1 protein-coding gene (only partly in view) is annotated in these 25,748 nt (G+C 69.9%); it reads left to right on the top strand.

What is annotated here, in order from left to right; all coding sequences use genetic code 11:
- Window positions 1–25,748, top strand: the 3' portion of a protein-coding gene (locus ACFWO8_RS03105; RefSeq protein ID WP_378940911.1) for a non-ribosomal peptide synthase/polyketide synthase. The gene continues 18,940 nt to the left of window position 1, outside the view; the window shows 25,748 of its 44,688 coding nt (coding positions 18,941–44,688); its start codon lies beyond the left edge, outside the window; the stop codon is at window positions 25,746–25,748.

The following is a 25,748-nucleotide window of genomic DNA, read 5'->3' as shown; positions in this document are numbered from 1 at the left end:
TGTACCGCACCGGCGACGTTGTGCGCTGGACCGCTGATCGCACGGTCGAGTACGTCGGCCGTTCCGACTTCCAGGTCAAGATCCGTGGCTTCCGTATCGAACTGGGCGAGATCGACTCCGCGCTCGCCTCGCACGAGACCGTCGACTTCGCGACCACCGTCGGCCACAAGAGCACCGCGGGCGCTGTCTCGCTGGTCGCGTATGTGGTTGCCGTACCGGGTCATTCGATCGATGTCGCCGCGCTGACCGCGCACGTCGAGGAGCGCCTGCCCGCCTACATGGTGCCGTCGTCGATCATGGTGATCGACCACGTGCCGCTGACCCCGGTCGGCAAGCTCGACCGAAAAGCGTTGCCGGAGCCGGTCTTCGCCACCGAGGTCACCTTCCGGGCCGCGCGCAACCCGATCGAGCAGACCATCGCCGAGGTCTTCGCCGAGGTCCTCGGTGTGGAGCGCGTCGGCGTGGACGATTCGTTCTTCGCCCTCGGCGGCGACTCGATCGTCTCCATCCAGCTCGTCTCCCGCGCCAAGGCTCGCGGCGTGCTGTTCTCGCCGCGCAATGTCTTCGAACAGCGGACCGTCGCCGGGTTGGCCTCGGTCGCCGAAACCGCCGATGTGGCAGCGGCTTCCGCGATCACCCTGGCCGAGCTGCCGGGCGGTGGCGTCGGCGAGATGCCGCTGACCCCGGTCGTGCGGTTCATGGCGGAGCGGCCCGGTTCGTTCCACCGGTTCAACCAGACCATGGCACTCGAGCTGCCGGTCGGCATCGACCGCGCGGGCATCGCCGCCACCGTCGGCGCGGTCATCGACCGCCACGACATGCTGCGCTCGCGTCTGCACCAGGTCGACGGCCGCTGGATCGTCACCACCGCCCCCACGGGCACCGTCGACGCCACCGCGCTCATCGACCACACCACCTTCGACCCCGCCGTCTCCGACGCCGAGCTCGTCGACATCGCTTCGGCCGCACTGGATGCGAGCCTGGATCGGCTCGACCCGGCTAACGGTGTCGTCGTGCGTTTCGTCTGGCTGGAGCCGGACGCGAACGCCGCCGTCGGCGGCACTGCCAAGGCGGGCACAGCTGAGGCGGGCACAGCTGAGGCGGGCAACGGTGTAGGTGCCGACGCCGCCACCGGCGATGCCATCGTGGCGGGCACCGCTGTCGCCGCCGGTGCGTCGAACGCGCCTCGCGCAGGCCGCCTGATCGTCGTCGCCCACCACCTGGTCGTCGACGGTGTCTCGTGGCGCATCCTCGTCCCCGATTTCGTGGCCGCGTGGGGTCAGCTCTCCGCGGGTCAGCAGCCCGAACTCGTCGCTCCCGCCACCTCCATGCGGGCCTGGGCGCACGCGTTGGCCGACGAGGCGCGCACCACCGAACGCGCCGCCGAGCTCGACTTCTGGCGTGCGGTCGTCGCCACCCCGGACCCGCTGCTCACCACGCGGGCGATGGACCCCGCGGTCGACGTTTCCGGCGTGATCGAGAAGCTGCCGGTCGAGGTGTCCGCCGAGGTCACCAAGGCCCTGCTCACCACGGTCCCCGCCCTGTTCCACGGTGGCGTCAACGACGGCTTGCTCACCGCGCTGGCGCTGGCCGCCGCCAAGTGGCGCTCCACCCGCACCGGCCCCGGCGCACTCGGCAACGGCCGCCGCGCCGACTCGGACAACGACGCACTGCTCGTGCGGCTCGAAGGCCACGGTCGCGAGGAAGAGGTCGCGCCCGGCGCCGACCTGTCCCGCACCGTCGGCTGGTTCACCGCGATCTTCCCGGTCCGCCTCGACCTGGCAGGCATCGACATCGACGCCGCGCTCGCCGGTGGTCCGGCGCTGGGCCAGGCCGTGAAGGCGGTCAAGGAACAGCTGCTCTCGGTGCCCGACAAGGGCATCGGCTACGGCCTGCTGCGGTACATGAACGCCGAGACCGCCGCCGAACTGCCCACGCAGCTGCCCGGCCAGATCAGCTTCAACTACCTCGGCCGCGTCGCCGACAGCGATGTCCCCGACGCCCTGCGCGGCTTCGGCTGGATCCCCGCACCCGAGCTGGCCGCCCTCGGCGGCGCCTACGACGCCGACATGCCCGCGATGGCGCCCCTGGACGTCAACGCGATCGTCGTCGGCGACAAGCTCAGCGCCAATATCGGCTACCCGAGCACGCTGCTCGCCGAGGCCGAGGTGCGCGAATTCGCGGACCTGTGGATCACCGCACTGGAAGCCGTTGCCCGGCACGCCAATTCGGCCGACGCGGGCGGCCACACGCCGTCCGACTTCGCCCTCGTGCGCTCCACCCAGCGCGATATCGACACCTGGGAGAAGCGCTACCCCGAGCTGACCCAGGTGTGGCCGCTGGCCGCGCTGCAGGCAGGCCTGTTCTTCCATGCCCGCCTCGCCGCCACCTCGGTCGACGTCTACACCGCCCAGGCCGTCCTCACGCTCACCGGCCGCGTCGACGCCACCCGTCTGCGCGCCGCCGCCCAGGCGTTGCTCGACCGCCACGAGACCCTGCGCACCGCGTTCGTCACCGACCACGACGGCAATGCCGTGCAGGTCGTCCTCGACACCACCCGTGTGGCATGGACCGAACACGACCGCATCGAGACCGGCGAATACGCCGACCTCGTCGAGGCCGACCGCACCGCCCGCTTCGACCTGGCCAACCCGCCGCTGATCCGCTTCACGCTGATCCAGATCGCCGAACACGAATGGCGCTTCGTGGTGTCCAACCACCACATCCTCCTGGATGGCTGGTCGACGCCGCTGGTCATGCGTGACCTGCTCGCCCTCTACGCCCTGCACGGCGACGCGAGCGCGCTGCCCGCCGTCCGCTCCTACCGCCACTTCCTGGAATGGGTTGCCCGCCAGGATCACTCGGTCTCGGTCGAGGCCTGGGCCGATGCGCTGCGCGGCGTCACCGAGCCGACCATGCTGGCCCGCCCCGACGCGAGCCGCGAGATCGCCGCGCTGTCCGAGGAGTACCTGTTCGACCTCGACGAGCCAACCACGGCGCGGCTCGTGGCGCTGGCCGCCGACCTCGGCGTCACCCCGAACACTGTCCTGCAGGTGGCCTGGTCGATCGTGCTCGGCCGGATGACCGGCCGCGACGACGTGCTCTTCGGCACCACCGTCTCGGGCCGTCCCGCGCAGCTCTCCGGCGTGGAATCCATGGTCGGCCTGTTCATCAACACCGTCCCGGTGCGCGTGCGGTTCGGCGCCGCCGAATCGCTGCGCGACGTGCTCACCCGCACCCAGGGCGAGCAGGCCGACCTGCTCGACCACCACTACATCGGCCTCGCCGAGATCCAGTCCGCGGCAGGCATCGGTGGCCTGTTCGACTCCCTCGTGGTCTTCGAGTCCTACCCGGTCGACGCCGAGGGCATCAAGGCACAGGCCGCCGATATCGACGGGATGGCTGTCACCGGCCTCGACGCCGCCGATGCCACGCACTACCCGCTCTCGCTGATCGCCCAGCTCGACACCCAGCTGCGCATCCGCGCCGGCTACCTGAGCGCGTTGTTCGACGCGGCCACCGTGCACCGCATCGCCGAGCGCCTGATCCGGGTGCTCACCGCGATCACCACGGAACCGACTGTGGCAGTGGGCGATATCGAACTGCTCGATACCGCCGAACGTGAACTCGTCGTCCGTGAGTGGAACGCCACCGCGCACGAGGTCGACGAGCGCGCCACCCTCGTCTCGATGTTCGAGGCCCAGCTGGCACGGACCCCGCAGGCCACGGCGCTGTCCTTCGAGGGCACGAGTCTTTCGTATGCCGAGTTCGCCCAGCGGGTCTACCGCCTGTCGCGCTGGCTGATCGACCGTGGCGTCGGCCCGGAAACCTATGTGGCACTTGGCATGCGCCGCTCGATCGACCTGGTCGTCGGCATGTACGCGGTGAGCGTGGCCGGTGGCGCCTATGTGCCCCTCGACCCCGATCATCCGGCCGAGCGCACGGAATACATTCTGGCGACGGCGGATCCGGTCTGTGTGCTCACCTCGGGCACCGATCTGGAGATCGACACCGCCCAGGTCCGCATCGACCTGCTCGACCTGGACGGCTACGCCGACACCCGCGTCACCGATGCCCAGCGGATCGTCGGGCTGCGTCCGGAGAACACCGCGTATGTGATCTTCACGTCGGGTTCGACGGGCCGTCCGAAGGGTGTGGCGGTCAGCCACGGTGCGATCGTCAACCGCCTCGTGTGGATGCAGGCCGCGTACGGCCTGACCGAAGCCGACGTAGTGCTACAGAAGACGCCCGCCACGTTCGACGTGTCGGTATGGGAGTTCTTCTGGCCCTTGCAGATCGGCGCGAAGCTGGTTGTCGCCAAGCCCGACGGCCATCGCGATCCGGCCTACCTCGCGGAGATCATTCGCCTCGAGGGTGTCACCGTCACGCACTTCGTGCCGTCGATGCTCGCGGTGTTCGTCGCCGATGCCGCGGCCGCGCGCTGCGAATCGCTGCGGATGGTGTTCGCCTCCGGTGAAGCGCTGCCGCCCAAGCCCGCGCACCGTTTGCGTGAGCTGACCGGCGCCGCGCTGCACAACCTGTACGGCCCCACCGAGGCCGCGGTCGACGTCACCTTCCACGAGGTCGTCGACACCGATGTGGACACGGTCCCGATCGGCGCCCCGGTCTTCAACACCCAGGTCTACGTCCTCGACGCGCGCCTGCGCCCCGTCCCGGTCGGCGTCGCGGGTGAGCTCTATCTCGCGGGTACCCAGCTGGCACGCGGCTACGTCGCCCGCCCCGACCTGACCGCCGACCGCTTCGTCGCCGACCCGTTCGGTGACGGCGGCGAGCGCATGTACCGCACCGGTGACCTCGTCGCCTGGACCGAACAGGGCGAGCTGGAATACCTGGGCCGCACCGACTTCCAGGTGAAGCTGCGCGGTCTGCGCATCGAGCTCGGCGAGATCGAGTCCGCGCTGACCGGCCTCGACGAGGTGGCCCAGTCCGTGGTCGTCGTTCGCGGCGATCAGCACACCGGCGACCAGTTGGTTGCCTACGTCATCCCGGCGACCGGCCGCACCGTCGACATCGAGGACACCCGCGAGGAACTGGGCAACAACCTGCCCGCCTACATGGTGCCCGCGGTGATCATCGTCCTCGACGAGTTCCCGCTCAACGCCTCCGGCAAGCTCGACCGTAAGGCGCTGCCCGCGCCGGTGTTCGAGGCCGCGGTGTTCCGCGCCCCGACCACGCCGGTCGAGGAGATCATCGCCGCGACCTTCGCCGGTGTGCTCGGCCTGGACCGGGTCGGCCTCGACGACGACTTCTTCGCCCTCGGTGGCAACTCGCTGACCGCCACCCAGGTCGCCGCCCGCCTGTCGGCCGCGCTGGACACCGATATCGGTGTGCGCGAGCTGTTCGAGGCCTCCACCGTCGCCGGGCTGGCCGCCCGCGCCGAGACGCACTCCGGTGCCGAACGCCGCGCGCCGCTGGTGCCGCAGCAGCGCCCCGAGCGGGTGCCGCTGTCGCTGGCCCAGCAGCGCATGTGGTTCCTCAACCGCTTCGACCCCGAGTCCGCGGTGGACAACATCCCCGCCGCCGTCCGGCTGTCGGGCCTGCTCGACCGCCAGGCGTTGCAGGTGGCCGTGGCCGACGTGCTCGCCCGCCACGAATCCCTGCGCAGCTACTACCCAGAGGTGGCCGGCGCCGGTTACCAGGTGATCGTCCCGACCGGCAAGGTCATCCCCGACCTGGCGCCGATCGAGGCCACCGCCGCCGAACTGCCGCAACGGCTTTCGGAGCTGGTGCGCACCGCGTTCGATGTCACCGCCGAGGTGCCGTTCAGCGCCGCGCTGTTCGAGGTGAGCCCCACCGAACATGTGCTCGCCCTTGTCGTGCACCACATCTCGGCCGACGGCTTCTCGATGGGCCCGCTCACCCGCGACGTGATGACCGCCTACAGCGCCCGCGTGGAAGGTGCCGAACCGGCCTGGCGTCCGCTGGAAGTCCAGTACGCCGACTTCGCGCTGTGGCAGCGCGGCGTGCTCGGTGACGAGGACGACGCGAAATCGGTGATCGCCCAGCAGATCTCGTTCTGGGGTGCGAACCTGCGCGGCCTGCCCGAGCAGCTCGACCTGCCCGCCGACCGGCCGCGCCCCGCGGTCGCCAGCGGACGCGGCGCCACCCACACCTTCGAGATCGACGCGAAAACCCATGCGGCCCTGGCCGATCTGGCCCGTACCCGTGGCGCGACGCTGTTCATGGTCGCGCACGCGTCGCTCGCGCTGCTGCTCTCGCGCCTGTCCGGCGAGCACGACATCGCCATCGGCACCCCCATCGCGGGCCGTGGTGAGCGTGCCCTCGACGACCTGATCGGCATGTTCGTCAACACCCTGGTGCTGCGCACCGAGGTCGACAGCGACGCGAGCTTCACCGACCTGCTCGGTAAGGTCCGCGCGAGCGATATCGCCGCCTTCGGCCACGCCGACCTGCCGTTCGAACGCCTCGTCGAAATCATCAACCCCACCCGCTCACAGGCGCGTCACCCGCTGTTCCAGGTCATGCTGGCCTTCCAGAACACCGGCCAGACCAGCCTGGAACTGCCCGGCCTCACCGTCAGCGGCGTCGACCTGCCGATCGACGTGGCCAAGTTCGACCTGCAGGTGGTGCTGACCGAGAAGCCGGGCGATGTATCCGGCATCGTCGCCGAACTGATCTACGCCACCGACCTGTTCGACGCGGCCACCATGGACCGCTTCGGTGCCCGCTTCGCCCGCCTGCTGGCCGAGATCGCGGCGGCCCCGAACCGCGCTGTCGGCGATATCGCCCTGCTCGATGCCGCCGAAACCGCACTGGCCGTGCGTGGCTGGAACGACACCGCCCATGAGCTGCCCGGCGCGGGCACCCTGGTGGACGAGTTCGCCCGCCAGGCGCTGGCCACCCCGGACACGGTCGCGATAGTCGACCCCGCCACCGGCGAGACCCTGACCTACGCCGAATTCGCCGCTCGCGTGCACCGTTTGGCGCATCGCCTGATCGAAGCAGGCGTCGGCCCGGAATCCCTCGTCGCGCTCGGCCTGCGCCGCAGCATCGACCTGGTCGTCGCCGCCTACGCGGTGCAGGAAGCGGGCGGTGGCTACGTGCCGCTGGACCTGGACCAGCCCGCCGACCGCATCGCGTACGTGCTGGAGACGGCCGCCCCGGTCGCCGTCCTCACCACTACCCGCGACGGGTTCGGACTCGATGACGGCGCGGCCGATGCTGCCGCGACCGGCTCGGCTGTCCGCGGCGAGGTGGCCGGTGACCCGATTACGCTGGTTATCGACGCGATCGACCTCTCGGCGTACCCGCAGACTCCGGTCAGCGATGCCGAGCGGATAGTTCCGTTGCTCCCGCAGCACCCGGCGTATGTCATCTTCACCTCCGGCTCGACCGGCCGCCCGAAGGGTGTGGCCGTGCCGCACTCGGCCGTGGTGAACCAGATCCGCTGGATCACCGGCGAATACGGCATCGACGCCGAGGACGTGGTGCTGTTCAAGACACCCGCCACCTTCGACGTGTCGGTCTGGGAACTGTTCGGCCCGCTGAGCACCGGCGGCCGGATCGTCGTGGCGAGCCCCGACGGGCACCGCGATCCGCAGTACCTCGCGGATGTTATTGCCGCGCAACGAGTCACGATGACCTCGTTCGTGCCATCGATGCTCACCGTTTTCGCGGGCAGCATCGATGCCGCCGCCGTTGCGGGCGGAGCTCTGTCCTCACTGCGCGCCCTGCTGATCGCCGGTGAGGCGTTCACCGCCGACGCGGTAGTCGCACTCCGCACGGTGAGCGACGCGGCCCTGTTCAACCTGTACGGCCCCACCGAGTTCACCGTCCACGCGACGCACGGACCGGTCGCCGACCAGGTCGACGGTGCCGTCCCGATCGGTTCGCCGGTCTGGAACTCGCAGGCCTACGTGCTGGATTCGCGACTGCACCCGGTCGCCGCCGGTGTCGCCGGTGAGCTGTACCTGGCCGGTGCCCAGCTGGCCCGCGGCTACTTCGGCCGCCCGGACCTCACCGCCGACCGCTTCGTCGCCGACCCGTTCGGGGCTGTATCCGATGGCGGGGCCGCCGAGGGCCCTGCGTGGTCACGCTCCGCTACCGCCTCCGGGCCCGCCGGCAGCCCCGCAGGCGGCGAGCGCATGTACCGCACCGGCGACCTCGTCCGCCGCGACGAGAACGGCGTCATCACCTATCTCGGCCGCACCGACTTCCAGGTCAAGCTGCGTGGTCTGCGCATCGAGCTCGGCGAGATCGAAGCCGCGCTCACCGCGCAGAACACCGTCACGCAGGCGGTTGTGGTCGTGCGTTCGGATGCGCGCACCGGCGACCAGCTCGTCGGCTATGTCGTCCCCGCCGCGGGTGAGACTGTCGAAATCGACTCGCTGCGTGCGCATCTGGCCGCGCAGCTACCGTCCTACATGGTGCCTGCCGCGTTCGTCGTCATCGACGAGATGCCGCTGAGCGCCAACGGCAAGCTCGACCGCAGGGCCCTGCCCGAGCCGGTGTTCGAGGCGCGCGAGTTCCGCGCGCCGCGCACGCCGATCGAGGAGATCGTCGCTGCCACCTTCGCCGAGGTGCTCGGCCTGTCCGGCGACCGCGCGGTCGGCCTCGACGACGACTTCTTCGACCTGGGCGGCAACTCGCTCATCGCCACCCAGGTGGTGGCCCGCCTCGGCGCCGCCCTCGACACCCGCGTCCCCGTGCGCGCGCTGTTCGAGGCGCCGTCGGTGGCCGCGCTGGCCGCCAAGGTCGAGGTCCACGCGGGCAGCGGCAGCCGTCGCGAGCTCGTGGCCGGTGCGCGCCCGGACCGGATTCCGCTCTCCCTGGCCCAGCAGCGCATGTGGTTCCTGAACCGCTTCGACAGCGCGACCGGCGTCAACAACATCCCCCTCGCGGTCCGCCTCACCGGTGACCTCGACATCGACGCGCTGCGCCAGGCCGTCGCCGACGTGGTCGACCGGCACGAGGTGCTGCGCACCGTCTACCCGGAGACCGCCGACGGCCAGGGCGTGCAGGTCGTGCTGCCCGCGGGGCAGATGCCGATCTCGCTGAACCCGGTCAGCGTCGGCGAGGACGAGGTCCGTGATCGCATCAGCGAACTCGTGCTCGCCGGGTTCGACGTGACCGCCGAGGTCCCGGTGCGCGCCGAACTGCTGCGCATCGCGGGCTCCATGGACGGCTCACACCCCGACACCCACGTGCTGGTGTTCGTCGTGCACCACATCTCCGGTGACGGCTGGTCGGTGCGCCCGCTGGCCCGCGACGTGATGATCGCCTACGCCGCCCGCTCGCGCGGCGAAGCACCCGGCTGGGCGCCGCTGCCCGTGCAGTACGCCGACTTCGCCCTGTGGCAGCGCGAAACGCTCGGCGCCGAAACCGATTCGGCGTCGATGATCGCCCAGCAGGTGGCCTACTGGTCGCAGCACCTGGCCGGGCTGCCCGACCAGCTCGACCTGCCCGCCGATCGCGCCCGTCCCGCCGTCGCGTCCAATCGCGGTGGCGTGCACGAGTTCTCGATCGATCCCGCCCTGTCGGCCGGACTCAACGCGCTGGCCCGCGAACACGGCGCCAGCCTGTTCATGGTCGTGCACGCCGCGTTCGCCGCGCTGCTGGCCCGCCTGTCGGGCAGCGACGACATCGCCATCGGCACCGCCGTCGCCGGTCGTGGCGAAGCGGTGCTCGACGACGCCATCGGCATGTTCGTCAACACCCTGGTCCTGCGCAGCACCGTCGACCCGGCCCAGCCGTTCACCGAGCTGCTCGACCGGACCAGGGAGAACGACCTCGCCGCCTTCGGCCACGCCGACCTCCCGTTCGAACGCCTCGTCGAGATCCTCAACCCGGCCCGTTCGCAGGCCCGCCACCCGCTGTTCCAGGTGATGCTGTCCTTCCAGAACACCGGTGAGGCCTCCTTCGAACTTCCCGGCCTCGAGGTCGCCGGCGTGCCACTGGACGTGGTCACCGCCAAGTTCGATCTGCACCTGAACCTGGCCGACCGCCACCGTGCCGACGGTTCCGCCGACGGCATGACGGCCGAATTCGCCTACGCCACCGATATGTTCGACGCCGACACCGTCGCCGCCCTCGCGCAGCGCCTGGTGCGGATGCTGACCGCGGTCGTGGCCAAGCCCGCCCGCGCGATCGGCGAGGTCGACCTGCTGGCCCCGGCCGAATACCGCCAGGTGGTCACCGACTGGAACGCCACCGAGCACCCGGTCGACCAGGCCGCCACGCTGGTGTCGATGTTCTCCGAACAGGCCGCGACCAGCCCGCACGCGACGGCCCTCACTTTCGAGGGGACGAGTCTGTCCTACCGCGAGTTCGCCGCACAGGTGAACCGCCTGGCCCGCCACCTCATCGCCCAGGGCGTCGGGCCGGACACCATGGTCGCGCTCGGCATGCGCCGCTCGCTCGACCTGGTGATCGGCATGTACGCGGTGAGCGTGGCCGGTGGCGCCTACGTGCCGCTGGACCCCGACCACCCGGCCGAGCGCACCAACTACGTGCTCGAGACCGCGGCGCCGGTGTGCGTATTGACCACGGCCCGTGACGAATTCGACGCGGGTTCGGCCATGACGCTGAACATCGAGCGCTTGGATCTCTCCGGTTACTCGGACGCACCGGTCACCGACGCCGAGCGGATCCTCCCGCTGCGTCCGGAGAACACGGCGTATGTGATCTTCACGTCGGGTTCGACGGGCCGTCCGAAGGGTGTGGCGGTCAGCCATGGTGCGATCGTCAACCGTTTGGTGTGGATGCAGCAGGCCTACGGTCTGACCGAGGCCGATGTGGTGTTGCAGAAGACGCCTGCCACGTTCGACGTGTCGGTGTGGGAGTTCTTCTGGCCCTTGCAGATCGGTGCGCATCTGGTCGTCGCGAAGCCTGACGGTCACCGCGATCCGGCCTACCTCGCCGAGCTCATCGCCACCGAGGGTGTCACCACCGCGCACTTCGTGCCGTCGATGATGTCGGTATTCGTCGCCGAACTGGCCGAATCCGCGGCCGTTGCCCTCGCCGACGGTCAGCCGGTGCCGAACAGCCTGCGTCTGGTGTTCGCCTCGGGTGAGGCGCTGCCCGCGCCGACCGCACAGCGGATGCGCGCCCTCACCGGCGCGGCCCTGCACAACCTGTACGGACCAACCGAAGCCGCGGTCGACGTCACCTTCCACGAGGTCACCGATGCCGACAGCACCTCGGTGCCGATCGGTGCCCCGGTGTTCAACACCCAGGTGTACGTGCTGGATTCGCGCCTGCATCCGGTGCCCGTCGGCGTTTCCGGCGAGCTGTACCTGGCCGGTGTCCAGCTGGCGCGCGGCTACGTCAACCGTCCCGACCTCACCGCTGACCGCTTTGTCGCCGACCCGTTCGGGACCGACGGCGAGCGCATGTACCGCACGGGTGACCTCGTTGCCTGGACGGCCGATGGCGAGCTGGAATACCTGGGCCGCACCGACTTCCAGGTGAAGCTGCGTGGTCTGCGCATCGAGCTCGGCGAGATCGAGTCCGCGCTCACCGCACTGCCCTCGATCGCCCAGTCCGTGGTCGTGGTCCGCTCCGACGAGCGCCTGGGCGACCAGTTGGTCGGCTATCTGATCCCGGCGGGCCGGGTGCGACCGGCGGGCCCGGAGGCGGTAGCGGAGCGTGACCACGCAGGGCCCTCGGGAGCACCCGCATCAGGCACAGCCGCGAGCATCGATCTCGATGGCGTGCGCACCGAACTCGGCGGTGCGCTGCCGACCTACATGGTCCCCACCGCCTTCGTGATCCTGGATGCCTTCCCGCTCAACGCTTCCGGCAAGCTCGATCGCAAGGCGCTGCCCGCGCCGGTGTTCGAGGCCAAGGTGTTCCGCGCGGCGTCCACCCCGATCGAAGAGATCGTGGCAGGCACCTTCGGCGACGTCCTCGGGGTGACCCGGGTCGGCGCCGACGACGACTTCTTCGAACTCGGCGGCAACTCACTGCTGGCCACCCAGGTCACCGCCCGCATCGGCGCGGCCCTCGACATCCAGCTCTCGGTCCGCGACCTGTTCGAAGCCTCGACCGTCTCCGCGCTCGCCACCCGTGCCGAGCACAACGCGGGCTCGGGCCGGACCCGTCCGCGCCTGACCGCGGGGGAGCGGCCCGCCGTCATCCCGCTCTCGCCCGCCCAGCAGCGGTACTGGTTCCTCAACCAGTTCGACACGTCCACCTCCGCGGTCGACAACATCCCCCTGGCCGTCCGCCTCACCGGTGAACTCGACGTGCCCGCGCTCGAACAGGCCATCGGCGATGTGTTCGCCCGCCACGAGATGCTGCGCACCACCTACCCGAGCTCGCCCGACGGCCCGCACCAGGTGATCCTGCCGGTCTCGCAGAGCCGCGCGGTGGTGCACCACATCGCGGTCACCGAGGCCGAATTGCTCGGCACCGTCATCGAATTCGCGATGACCACCTTCGACGTCACCGAAGAGGTGCCGCTCGAGGTCGCGCTGTTCGAGCTGAACGACACCGACTACGTGCTCGCGTTCACCGTGCACCACGTCTCCGCCGACGGTTCCTCGATGGGCCCGCTGGCCCGCGACATCATGGCCGCCTACGTGGCCCGCGTGCAGGGCGAGGCGCCGCAGTGGGCGCCGCTGCCCGTGCAGTACGCCGACTACGCGCTGTGGCAGCGCGAAGTCCTCGGCGACGAGACCGATCCGGAATCGCTGGCGGCCAAGCAGGTCGCCTACTGGAGCGAAGCTCTCGCCGGGCTGCCCGACCAGCTCGAACTGCCTGCCGACCGGCCGCGCCCGCCCGCGCAGTCGTTCCAGGGTCAGGCCATCCGCTTCGAGATCGACCCGACCCGCCACGCGGCCCTGCACGAGCTGGCAAGGGCGAACAACGCCTCGCTGTTCATGGTTGTGCACGCCGCGCTCGCGGTGCTGCTCGCTCGCCTGTCCGGCACCGACGACATCGCCGTCGGCACTCCGATCGCGGGCCGTGGCGAGCGTGAGCTCGACGACCTGATCGGCATGTTCGTCAACACCCTGGTGTTCCGCACCGCCGTCGACCCCGGCGCCTCCTTCGCCGAACTGCTCGCCGACGTGCGCAACCGGGACCTGGAAGCCTTCGCCAACGCCGACGTGCCGTTCGAGCGTCTCGTCGAGGTGCTCAACCCGGTCCGCTCCACCGCGCGCAACCCGCTGTTCCAGGTGGGCCTGTCGTTCCAGAACCTGGCCGACACCACCTTCGAACTGCCCGGCCTGACCGTCAGCGCCGTCGACTACGACTCGCAGCTGGCCAAGACCGACCTGCACGTCACCCTCTACGACCGCTACACCGACGACGGCGCACCGGCCCAGCTGGTCACCGAATTCGGTTACGCCATCGATCTTTTCGACGAGGCGACGGTCCAGAGCTTCGCCGACCGCTTCCTGCTGGTGCTCGACGCGGTCGCCGCCGACGCCACCATCGCGGTCGGCGATATCGACCTGCTCACCACGCCGGAAGCCGAGCGGATCGTCACGGCGTGGAACGACACCGCGCACGCGGTCGACACCGACGCCACCCTGGTCTCGCTGCTCGACGCGACCGTGGCAGCCACGCCCGACGCGATCGCGCTGGTTGTGGATGAACCGGAATCCGACACGATCGCTCTGGTCATTGATGGCTCGGAACCCGACGGCGGTTCCGCCGACGCGACTGCGTCGGCCGGTACCTCCGAGGGCCTGATGGGCGCACAGGTCGGTTCCGCCGGCCGCATCGTCGGCGGTCGTCGTGAGCTGACCTATGCCGAACTCGATGCAGAGGTCAACCGTCTTGCGCGGCACCTGATCTCGCGCGGGATCGGCACCGAGGACAGGGTTGCGCTGGCCATCCGCCGCTCCGCCGAGCTGATCATCGCGATGTACGCGGTGGCCCGCACGGGCGCGGCCTACGTGCCGATCGACCCGGATCAGCCTGCCGAGCGCACCGACTACATCCTGGAAACAGCCGCACCGGCTGTCGTGCTGACCACGGCGAACGCCGAATTCAGTACGGCGGCAGCCGAAGTGGTTGTCCTCGACGAGCTCGACCTGAGCGATGTCAGCGATGCCGCGATTACCGGGCGCACCCTGGTCCCCGCGAACACCGCGTACGTGATCTTCACGTCCGGCTCGACCGGCAAGCCCAAGGGTGTGGCGGTCTCGCATGGCGCGATCGTCAACCAGTTGCTCTGGGAGACGGCCGAATTCGGTATCGGGGCCGACGACGCGGTCTTGCTCAAGACCGCCGCCACCTTCGACCTCTCGGTCTGGGAGTTCTGGACCGCCGCCGTCGCGGGTGCCCGCCTGGTGGTCGCCACCGCCGACGGTCACCGTGACCCGGCCTACCTCAACGACCTGATGCGGGCCACCGCCGTCACCACGCTGCATGTGGTGCCCTCGATGCTCGACGCGCTGCTGACCGAATCCGGTGCGGCACTGCCGCGTACGTTGCGTCGCGTCCTCGCCATCGGTGAGGCGTTGCCCGCCGCCACCGCGCAGCGCTTCCGCACGGCCAACGCCGCCGCGCTGTTCAACCTGTACGGCCCGACCGAGGCCGCGGTCTCGATCACCAGTCACGCGGTGACCGACGCGGACAAGGTGTCGGTCTCGATCGGTGCGCCGGAGTGGAACAGCCGTGTCTACGTGCTGGATTCGCGTCTGCGCCCGGTTCCGGTCGGTGTGTCGGGTGAGCTGTACCTGGCCGGCGCCCAGCTGGCCCGCGGCTACTACGGCCGCGCGGACCTCACCGCCGACCGGTTCGTCGCCGATCCGTTCGCGGTGACCGGCGAGCGCATGTACCGCACCGGTGACCTCGTCGCCTGGAACACCAACGGCGAGTTGGACTACCGCGGTCGCACCGACTTCCAGGTGAAGATCCGCGGCTTCCGCATCGAACTCGGCGAGATCGAAGCCGCGCTGCTGCGTCAGCCGGGCATCACGTCGGCTGCCGTGCTCGCTCACACCGACCCTGTCGTCGGCGACCGGCTGGTCGCCTATGTCGTGGCCGGAACCGCTTCCGAGGAGACCGCCGACGTCGCGACCGACAGTGGCGCGCCGTCTCGCTCGGCCGCTGATCGCACTGAGGTCGACAAGTTCGCGCTGCGCACCGCCCTCGCCGCCGAGCTGCCGTCGTACATGGTTCCGACCGTGGTCCTGCAGCTCGACGCGCTGCCGCTGAACGCCAACGGCAAGCTCGACCGCAAGGCGCTGCCGGAGCCCGAGGTCGAGAAGGCCGTGTTCCGCGCGCCGGTGAGCCCGAGCGAGCAGCTCGTGGCCGCCACCTTCGCCGAGGTCCTTCGCCTCGATGCGGACAAGCGTTTCGGCCTCGATGACGACTTCTTCGCCTGGGGCGGTAACTCGCTGCTGGCCACGCAGGTCGCCGCTCGCCTCGGCGAGGCGCTCGACACCCGGATTCCCGTGCGCCTGCTGTTCGAGGCGTCCACGGTCGCTGCCCTGGCTCATCGGGTCGAGCAGCACGCCGAAACCGGAGATCGCAAGGCGCTCACGGCCGGTCCGCGTCCCGAGCACATCCCGCTCTCGCTCGCGCAGCAGCGGATGTGGTTCCTCAACCGCTTCGACACCCAGTCCGCGGCCTACAACGTCCCGGTCGCGGTGCGGCTCACCGGTGACCTCGACGTGGCCGCGCTGCGTGCCGCGGTCACCGACCTGGTCTCGCGCCACGAGATCCTGCGTACCGTCTACCCGCAGACCGAATCGGGTGCGGCACAGGTGATCCTGTCGCCCGCGCAGGCCGCACCGGAGCTGATCGAACGCACCGTCGCCGCCGACGAGGTGGAGTCGGCGGTCGCGGAACTGATGTCGACCAGCTTCGATGTCACCGTCGAGGTGCCGCTGAAGCTCGCGCTGTTCCGCGTGGAGCACACCGATGAGTTCGTGCTCGCCCTGGTCGTGCACCACATCTCCGGTGACGGATCCTCGGTCGCCCCGCTGACCCGCGATCTGATGACCGCCTACGCGGCCCGCTCGATGGGCTCCGAGCCCGGCTGGTCGCCGCTGGCCGTGCAGTACGCGGACTACAGCATCTGGCAGCGCGACCTGCTCGGCAGCGAGGACGACGCGGAGTCCATGGCGGCCAAGCAGGTCGCGCACTGGAAGCAGGCCCTCGCCGATCTGCCCGATCAGCTCGACTTGCCCGCCGACCGTCCGCGCCCCGCGGTGCAGACCTTCGCGGGCAGCAAGGTCGACGTCCAGATCGACGCCGACACCCACCGCGCGCTGGTCGAACTGGCGCGCGCCGAGGGTGCGACGCTGTTCATGGTCGTGCACACCGCCCTCGCCGTACTGCTCGCGCGCCTGTCCGGCACCGACGACATCGCCATCGGCACCCCGATGGCCGGTCGCGGCGAAGCCGCGCTCGACGACATGATCGGCATGTTCGTCAACACCCTGGTGTTCCGCACCAAGGTCGACGGCGGCGAAGCCTTCACCGAGCTGCTGGCCCGCCAGCGCGAGGACGACATCGCGGCGTTCGCCAACGCCGACGTGCCGTTCGAGCGCCTGGTCGAGGTGCTCAACCCGGTTCGCTCCACCGCGCGGCACCCGCTGTTCCAGGTGGGCCTGTCGTTCCAGAACCTCAGCCGCGCCACCCTGGAACTGCCGGGTCTGACCGTCTCCGGCCTCGACATCGCCACCGAGCTGTCGCAGTTCGACCTGCACCTGATCGCCACCGACCGCTACGGCGATGCCGGTGAGCCCGAAGGCATCTCGGGTCTGTTCACCTACGCGACCGACCTGTTCGACCACGCCACGGTCGAAGGTTTCGTGGAGCGTTTCGTCCGCCTGCTCGGCGCGATTGTCGCCACTCCGCGCACCGCGGTCGGCGATATCGAGCTGCTGGCACCGGCTGAACGCACTCAGGTGCTCGACGCCCGCAACGCCACCGCCTACGCGGTCGACACCGAGGCCACCCTGGTCTCGCTGCTCGACGCGTCGGTGGCCGCCGACCCGAAGTCGACCGCCCTGGTCACCGACGATGGTGCCCAGCTCACCTACGCCGAACTCGACGCGAAGGTGAACCGTCTCGCACGGCACCTGATCTCGCTGGGTGTCGGCCCGGAGTCCCGTGTCGCGCTCGCCATGCGCCGCTCGGTGGATCTGGTTGTCGCGATGTACGCGGTGGCCAAGTCCGGTGGCGCGTATGTGCCGGTCGACCCCGATCAGGCGGCCGAGCGCACCGACTACATCCTCGAGACGGCGGCACCGGTCTGCGTGCTGACCAACGCCGAGTTCGCCACCGACGTCGCGCCCGTGGTCCGCATCGACGAGCTCGACCTCGAATCGATCGGCGCCGCACCGATTTCCGATGCCGAGCGCACCGAACCGCTGCGTCCGGAGAACACCGCGTACGTGATCTTCACGTCCGGCTCCACCGGTCGGCCGAAGGGTGTCGCCGTTGCGCACGGCGCGATCGCCAACCAGCTGCAGTGGAAGCTGATCGAGTTCGGCATGGACGCGGCCGACGCGGTGCTGCTCAAGACCGCCGCCACCTTCGACCTCTCGGTCTGGGAGTTCTGGTCGGCAGCGGTGTGCGGTGGTCGCCTGGTGATCGCCTCGGCCGACGGCCATCGCGACCCGGCCTACCTCAACGAGCTGATGGCCCGCGAATGGGTCACCACCCTGCACGTGGTGCCCTCGATGCTCGACGCGCTGCTCGCCGCGGGGATTCCCGATTCGCTGTGGCGGGTCCTGGCCATCGGTGAGGCGCTGCCCGGCTCGCTGGCCCAGCGTTTCCGCGCCGAGTTCAGCCGCACCGAGCTGTTCAACCTGTACGGCCCGACCGAGGCCGCGGTCTCGATCACCTCGCACCGCGTGAACGCCGCCGACCAGGTGTCGGTCTCCATCGGTTCGCCCGAGTGGAACAGCCAGGTCTACGTGCTCGACGAGCGCCTGCGCCCGGTGCCCGACGGTGTCGCCGGTGAGCTGTACCTGGCAGGCGCGCAGCTGGCTCGCGGCTACTTCGGTCGCCCCGACCTGACCGCCGATCGTTTCGTCGCCAACCCGTTCACCCCCGGTACCCGGATGTACCGCACCGGTGACCTGGTGGCCTGGAACAACCGCGAACTCGACTACCGCGGCCGGACTGACTTCCAGGTGAAGATCCGCGGCTTCCGGATCGAGCTCGGCGAGATCGAGGCCGCGCTGCTCGCGCTGCCAGAGATCGCGCAGGCCGCGGTGGTTGCGAAGTCGGACCCGCGCACCGGTGATCGCCTGGTGGCGTACCTGGTCGGCGCCCGGTCGGCGGGTGTCGTGAGCGCGGGCGATGCGTCTGCCACCGCGACTGTGGGTGGATCCACCGAAGTCGATGTGGCACTGATCAAGTCGACGCTGGCCGCTGGTCTGCCGTCGTACATGGTGCCTGCCGCGTTCGTCGTCATGGACGCGCTGCCGCTGAACGTGAACGGCAAGCTCGACCGCAAGGCGCTGCCGGAGCCGGAGTTCGAGGCGCAGGCCTTCCGCGCGCCGTCGACCCCGATCGAGGAGATCGTGGCAGGCGTGTTCGCCGATGTGCTCGGCGCCGAGCGCGTCGGCGCCGACGACGACTTCTTCGCCCTCGGCGGCAACTCGCTGCTGGCCACCCAGGTCGCGGCCCGCCTCGGTGCCGCACTGGACAGCCGGGTGCCCGTGCGCCTGCTGTTCGAGGCGTCGACGGTGGCCGGTCTGGCGGTGAAGGTCGAGCAGGGTGCGGGCGCCGGTGGGCGTCGTGCGCTGGTCGCCGGACCGCGCCCGGAGCAGGTGCCGCTGTCGCTCGCGCAGCAGCGCATGTGGTTCCTGAACCAGTTCGACACCGCGTCCTCGGTGAACAACATCCCGGTCGCCGTCCGCCTGTCGGGCGCGCTGGATGTCGAGGCATTGCAGCTGGCCGTCGCCGATGTGCTCGCGCGGCACGAGACCCTGCGCACGGTGTACCCGTCGACCGACGGCACCCCGCACCAGGTGATCCTGCCGGTCGAGGGCAATATTCAGGATTTGACACCGGAAACCGTTGCTCCCGAACAGGTTCGAGACAAGATCGCCGAGCTGATCTCCACCGGCTTCGATGTTATCGACGAAGTTCCGTTGCGCGCGAAGCTGATGCGGGTCGCGGTGTCCGATGGCGATGCGTCCGAGGACCCTGCGTGGTCACGCTCCGCTACCGCCTCCGGGCCCGCCGGACGCATCGCGGGCGAGGAATTCGTCCTCGTCTTCGTCGCCCACCACATCAGTGCCGACGGCTGGTCCATGGGCCCGCTGACCCGCGACGTGATGATCGCCTACGCCGCCCGTGCCGCAGGCGAGGCGCCGGGCTGGGCGCCGATGCCGGTGCAGTACGCCGACTTCAGCGTCTGGCAGCGCGAGGTCCTCGGCGCCGAGACAGACGACACCAGCCTCGTCGCCCAGCAGGCCGACTACTGGAAGCGCGCACTCGCCGGTGTCCCCGACGAGCTGAACCTGCCGCTGGATCGACCGCGTCCGAGCACGCAGTCCTTCGCCGGTGGCCGGGTGCTGTTCCCGATCGGCGGCGACATCCACGCCGGGCTGTCCGCCATCGCCCGCGAGCAGAACGCGACGCTGTTCATGGTCGTGCACACCGCACTCGCGGTATTCCTGGCGCGCATGTCGGGCACCGAGGACATCGTCATCGGCACCCCGATCGCCGGCCGTGGTGAGGCCGAACTCGACGACGTGATCGGCATGTTCGTCAACACCCTGGCCCTGCGCACGCAGGTGGGCGGGCAGCTGAGCTTCGCGGAGCTGCTGACCCAGGCCAAGGAAGCCGACCTGGCCGCCTTCGCGCACGCCGACATCCCGTTCGAGCGCCTGGTGGAATTGCTCAACCCCGAGCGCTCCACCGCGCGGCACCCGCTGTTCCAGGTGGCGCTGTCGTTCGAGAACCTGCCCGACGCCAGCTTCGAGCTGCCGGGTCTGTCGGTCTCGGCCGTCGACTTCGACGTCGACACGGCCAAGTTCGACCTGCTGCTCACCGTGCGTGAAGCAGCGGCCGGTGACGACGCTGGTGCATACGCCGAGTTCTCTTACGCCAGTGCGCTGTTCGACCAGTCGACAGTGGAGAAGTTCGCGCAGCGCTTCCAGCGTCTGCTCGCCGAGGTCGTCGCCGACACCACCACCCCGGTCGGCGATCTCGAACTCCTCGACGGCACCGAGCGCACCGAACTGCTCACTCGCACAGGCGGTCCCGCCGCTTCGGTGAGCACATTGCCAGAGCTTTTGGCGCAGGCCGTGGCGGCCAACCCGACCGGACAGGCCGTCGTCGCGCCCGGTGAGTCGGCAGACAGCGGTCTGATCGGCGCGCTCACGTCGGTGACGACCGAGGGCGAGTCGATCGCGTCGCTGACCTACGCCGAGCTCGACGCGGCCTCGTCGCGCCTGGCCCGCGAGCTCATCGAGCGCGGTGCGGCACCGGAAACGGTCGTCGCCATCGCCCTGCAGCGTTCGCTCGACACCACCCTGGCGATCTGGGCCGTCATCAAGACGGGCGCGGCATTCCTGCCGGTCGACCCGAAGTACCCGGCCGAGCGCATCGCGCACATGATGTCGGACTCCGGTGCGGCACTGGGCATTACGGTATCGTCCGAGGTCGACCACCTGCCGACGCCCGCACTGGGCGACTGGCTGACACTCGACGACACGGCCACCCGGGCCGCGATCGCCGCACAGTCCGACGCTCCGATCACCGAGGCCGGCCGCCGTGGCGCGGTCCGCCCCGGCAACACGGCCTACATGATCTACACCTCGGGTTCGACGGGCCTGCCCAAGGGCGTCGTCGTCACCCACGCCGGTGTGCCCAACTTCGCCGCCGCCCAGGTCGCGCAGTTCGGTCTCGACAAGAACGCTCGGACCTTGGCCTTCGCGTCACCGTCGTTCGATGCCTCGATCCTCGAGTTCCTCCTGGCCGTCGGCTCGGCGGGCACCCTCGTCATCACGCCGGTCGGTGTGGTCGGCGGCGAGGAGCTGGCCGACATCATCGCCAGCCAGCAGCTCACCCACGTGTTCCTCACCCCGCTGGTCGCGGCGTCGATGGAACCCGCGGCGCTGGCCGGACTCGAAGCGCTGATCGTCGGTGGCGACAAGGCCCCCGTCGACCTGGTCGCGAACTGGCACAGCGCGGGCTCCGACCCGGCGCACCACCGGTTCTACAACGCCTACGGTCCGACCGAGGCGACCATCGCCACCAACCTGTCCGATCCGCTGCTGCCGGGCGACACCATGAACATCGGTGGTCCGATCGCGGGCGCGACCGTGCTGGTGCTCGACAGTCGCCTGCGTCCGGTGCCCGAAGGTGTGGCCGGCGAGCTGTACCTGGGCGGTGTCCCGTTGGCTCGCGGTTACCACGCGCGCCACGGCCTCACGGCCGAGCGTTTCGTGGCCAGCCCGTACGCCGACGGCGAGCGCCTGTACCGCACCGGTGACGTCGTCGCCTGGCGCACGGTGCACGGCAAGCCGGTCGTGGAATACGTGGGCCGCAACGACTTCCAGGTGAAGATCCGCGGTTTCCGGATCGAACTGGGCGAGATCGACGCGGTCCTCACCGCGCACGACGACGTCGAGTTCGCCGCCACCATCGGCCGCAAGACCGACGCGGGCGCGACCATCCTGGTGTCCTACGTGCGCGCCAGCTCTGTCGATGACGGCGAGCCTGAGGGCCCTGCGGGGTCACGCTCCGCTACCTCCTCCGGGCCCGCCAGACGCGCCGTGGACCCGGCCGCCCTGGTCGAGTACGCGGCACAGCACCTGCCCGCGCACATGGTGCCCGCCGCGGTGATGGTCCTCGACGAGATCCCGCTGACCCCCGCGGGCAAGCTGGACCGTCGCGCACTGCCCGAGCCGGTACTCGCCCCGCGCGAGTTCCGCACGCCGACAAGCGAAGTCGAGGCGATCATCGCCACCGTCTACGCCGAGGTGCTCGGAGTCGACGCCGTCGGTCTGGACGATTCGTTCTTCGCCCTCGGCGGCGACTCGATTCTGTCCATCCAGCTGGTCTCGCGTGCCAAGGACCGCGGCGTGCTCTTCAAGCCGCGCGATGTGTTCGAAAAGCGCAGCGTGGCAGGGCTCGCCGAGATCGCCGTGCTCGCGGGCGATGCCGAACAGATCGTCCTCGAGGAACTGCCGGGCGGCGGTGTCGGCGACATCCCGATGCTGCCGATCATGCGCCAGATCCTCGCCGGTGGCTCCACCTACGACCGGTTCTCCCAGTCGATGGTGCTGCGTCTGCCCGAGAGCATCACCGCCGAGGTCCTGCACGCCACCATCGGTGCGGTCTTCGACCACCACGACGTGCTGCGTTCGCGCGTCGCTCGTACCGAAGCGCCCGTGAGCGCGGATCAGTCGGGCAGCGAGAACGGCTGGGTCTTCGAGGCTTTGGCGCCGGGCGAGGTCGACGTGACCACACTCGTGCGCCGGGTCGAGGTCGCCGGTGACATCGCCGACGATCAGCTCTCCAAGCTGGCCAGCGTCGAATACGACAAGGCCATGGGTCGTCTCGATCCCGCAGGCGCCGCCATGGTGCAGTTCGTCTGGTTCGCCTTCGGTGAGCCCGCCGAGGGCCCGCGCCGCCGCGACGCGCTGCTCATCGTCGGCCACCACTTCGTGATCGACGGCGTCTCCTGGCGCATCCTGATCCCGGACCTCGGCATGGCCTGGGGTCAGATCGCGGCGGGCCAGCAGGTTGCGCTGCCCGTCAACGGCACCTCGATGCGGCGCTGGGCGCACAGCCTGGTGGAGCAGTCGACGGACCGTCGCGCGGAACTGCCGTTCTGGCGCGAGGTTTCGGCCACCGCCGATCCGCGGCTCGGTGCGCGGGCATTCGACCCGCAGGTCGACACCTTCGCCACTGTCGACCGGGTGCAGGTCACCCTCTCGCCCGAGGTCACCGACGCGGTCCTCACCGCGATCCCCGGCCTCTACCACGGCGGCGTCAACGACGGCCTGCTCACCGCGCTCGCGCTGGCCGTATCCCGGTGGCGCGGTGACGAATCCGGCACCGCGGCGCTGATCAAGCTGGAAGGCCACGGCCGCCAGGAAGAGATCGTCGCCGGTGCCGACCTGTCGCGCACGGTCGGCTGGTTCACCACCGCCTTCCCGGTCCGCCTCGACCTGGCAGGCGCCGACCTCGACGACGCGTTCGCCGGTGGCGCCGTGCTCGCCGACGTGATCAAGTCGGTCAAGGAACAGATGCTGGCCGTGCCCGACAAGGGCATCGGTTACGGCATGCTCAAGTACCTGACCGCCGAGGGCGCGGATCTGCCGAGCGTCGGCCAGATCAGCTTCAACTACCTCGGCCGCGCGACCGCGGGTGAGATCCCCGCCGAGCTCGCCGAACTCGGCTGGGTGCCGGTGGCGGACCTGGGTCAGCTCGACGCCGAGATGGACCTCGACATGCCCGCCAACGCGACCCTCGACATCAACGCCATCGTCAACGACGGCGACGAGGGCCCGCAGCTCGGCGCGAACATCGCGTTCCCGAAGGGGCTGCTCACCGTCGAACAGGCCAAGGGCTTCGCCGATCTGTTCGTGGCCGCGCTGACCGCGCTCGCCACCCACGCGCAGCGTGCCGACGCGGGTGGTTTCACCCCGTCCGACATGCCGCTCGTGCGGGTCGGCCAGCCCGATATCGAGCTCTGGGAGCGCGACTACCCGGCGCTGTCGGAGGTCTGGCCGCTCTCGCCGCTGCAGGCGGGCCTGATGTTCCACGCCATGATCAGCTCGGCGACCGTCGACGTCTACACCGTGCAGGCCGTCCTCGACCTGACCGGCACCCTCGACACCCAGCGGTTGCGCGGGGCCGCCCAAGCCGTGCTCGACCGGTACCCGAACCTGCGGACCGCGTTCGTCACCGATTCGGCGGGTCAGCCCGCGCAGCTGGTGCTCTCCGAGCTCGAGGTGCCGTGGCGCGAGGTCGACCTCACCGACCTGCCCGAAGACGAGCGGATGCCGCGCATGCGGCAGCTGTTGCTCGCCGACCAGGCCAACCAGTTCGACATGGCCACCGCGCCGCTGATCCGCTTCGGTCTCTACACGGTCGGCGAGGGTAAGGCGCACCTGGCGATCACCGTCCACCACATCCTGGTCGACGGCTGGTCCATGCCGCTGCTCATGCGCGACCTGCTGGTTCTGTACGCGGTGCACGGTGACCTCACCGCGCTCCCGCGCGTGGCGTCCTACCGCAACTTCCTGTCCTGGCTCTCGGGCTGGGATCGTGAAGTGTCGCTGCAGGTGTGGTCCGAAGCGCTGGCCGGGGTCGAAGCCCCCACCCAGCTCGCGCCCGCGCCGCGCTCCGAGGAACGCTACGAACTCGGCAAGGTCATCGTCGAGATCGACAACGACCGCACCAGGGCGCTCGGCAAGTTCGCCGGTGAACTGGGTGTCACCGTGAACACGCTGCTGCAGACCGCGTGGGGCATCGTCGTCGGGCGTCTCACCGGCCGTGACGACGTGGTGTTCGGCGCGACTGTCTCCGGTCGCCCGGCCGAGTTGCCCGGTGTGGAGTCCATGGTCGGCCTGTTCATCAACACCCTGCCCGTGCGCATCCAGATCGACGACCGGATGACCGCGGAGAAGCTGACCCAGCGGGTGCAGTCCGAGCAGGCCGAACTGCTCAGCCACCACTTCGTCGGCCTGTCCGACATCCAGCGGGTGGCCGGTATGGGCTCGCAGTTCGACACGCTGGTGGTGTTCGAGTCCTACCCGATGGACAAGGACGCCGTCACCGCGGCGAGCTCGATCGACGGCATGCAGGTCACCGGTGTCGGCCTCGACGACGCCACCCACTACCCGCTCACGCTGGTGGTGATGGCCGAGTCGACCATCGAGATCACGATGAAGTACCTGACCAGCACCTTCACCGCCGACGAGGTTCGTACGCTCTCGCAGCGCCTGCTACGCGTGCTCGACGAGCTGCTCGACAACCCGACCGGCCTGGTCGGCGACATCGACATCCTCGACGCGAGCGAACGGGCTCAGCTGCTCGCCGATTCCGGTGTGACAGCCGCTGTTTCGGCCCCGGTCGCGACGGGCGTCGGCGCGCAGACAGTGGCGAAGGTGCTGGCCGAGGTCGTCGAAGCCGACCCGCAGGCCCCGGCCCTGCTGCGTGGCGACAGCGAAATCGCCTACAGCGCACTGGATCGCAAATCCTCGCAGCTGGCCCGCGTGCTCATCGCCCGCGGTGCGGGCCCCGGCGACGTGGTCGCGATCTCGCTGCCGCGCAGCGTGGATTCGGTCCTCGCCGCCTGGGCGGTCCACAAGGCGGGTGCGGCGGTACTGTTCGCCGGCGAACTCCCCGGCGTCGAGATCGCCGCTGCCGGAGCGGCATTCGGTGTCAGCGCGACCCCGGTCGCCGGCGTGGCTGGCCAGTGGTTGGTCCTGCCCGACATCGAAGCCGAAATCACCTCTGCCGCCGCACATCCGGTTTCCTACGCCGACCGAGTCCGCCCGCTCGCCGAAAACCACCCAGCCTTCGTATCGGTCTCCGGCGAGAACACCACGGTCCTCGACCAGTCCGAAGCGGTAGCCATGGCCGAACGCCTCCGCGACGAACACGGCATCGACTACGAATGCACCACCTACACCACCCACGCCTCCGGCCCGGCCGCCATCCAGGAATTCCTGGCCTCGTCCACCGCGGGCGCCCTGTCGGTCCTGCCCAACGGCTCGGTCGAAGACGACCTGGCGGACGGGGAGGTCACCCACTGGTTCGTCACAGCGGTAGATCCGACCGACGCGGCCGACGGTGAAGTCCGGGTGATCATCGCGGAGTAG

This window comes from Nocardia sp. NPDC058480 (assembly GCF_042720495.1).
Lineage (GTDB): Bacteria > Actinomycetota > Actinomycetes > Mycobacteriales > Mycobacteriaceae > Nocardia.
Note: the sequence above shows the minus strand (reverse complement) of the source record. Positions and strands in the feature narration are given on the sequence as shown.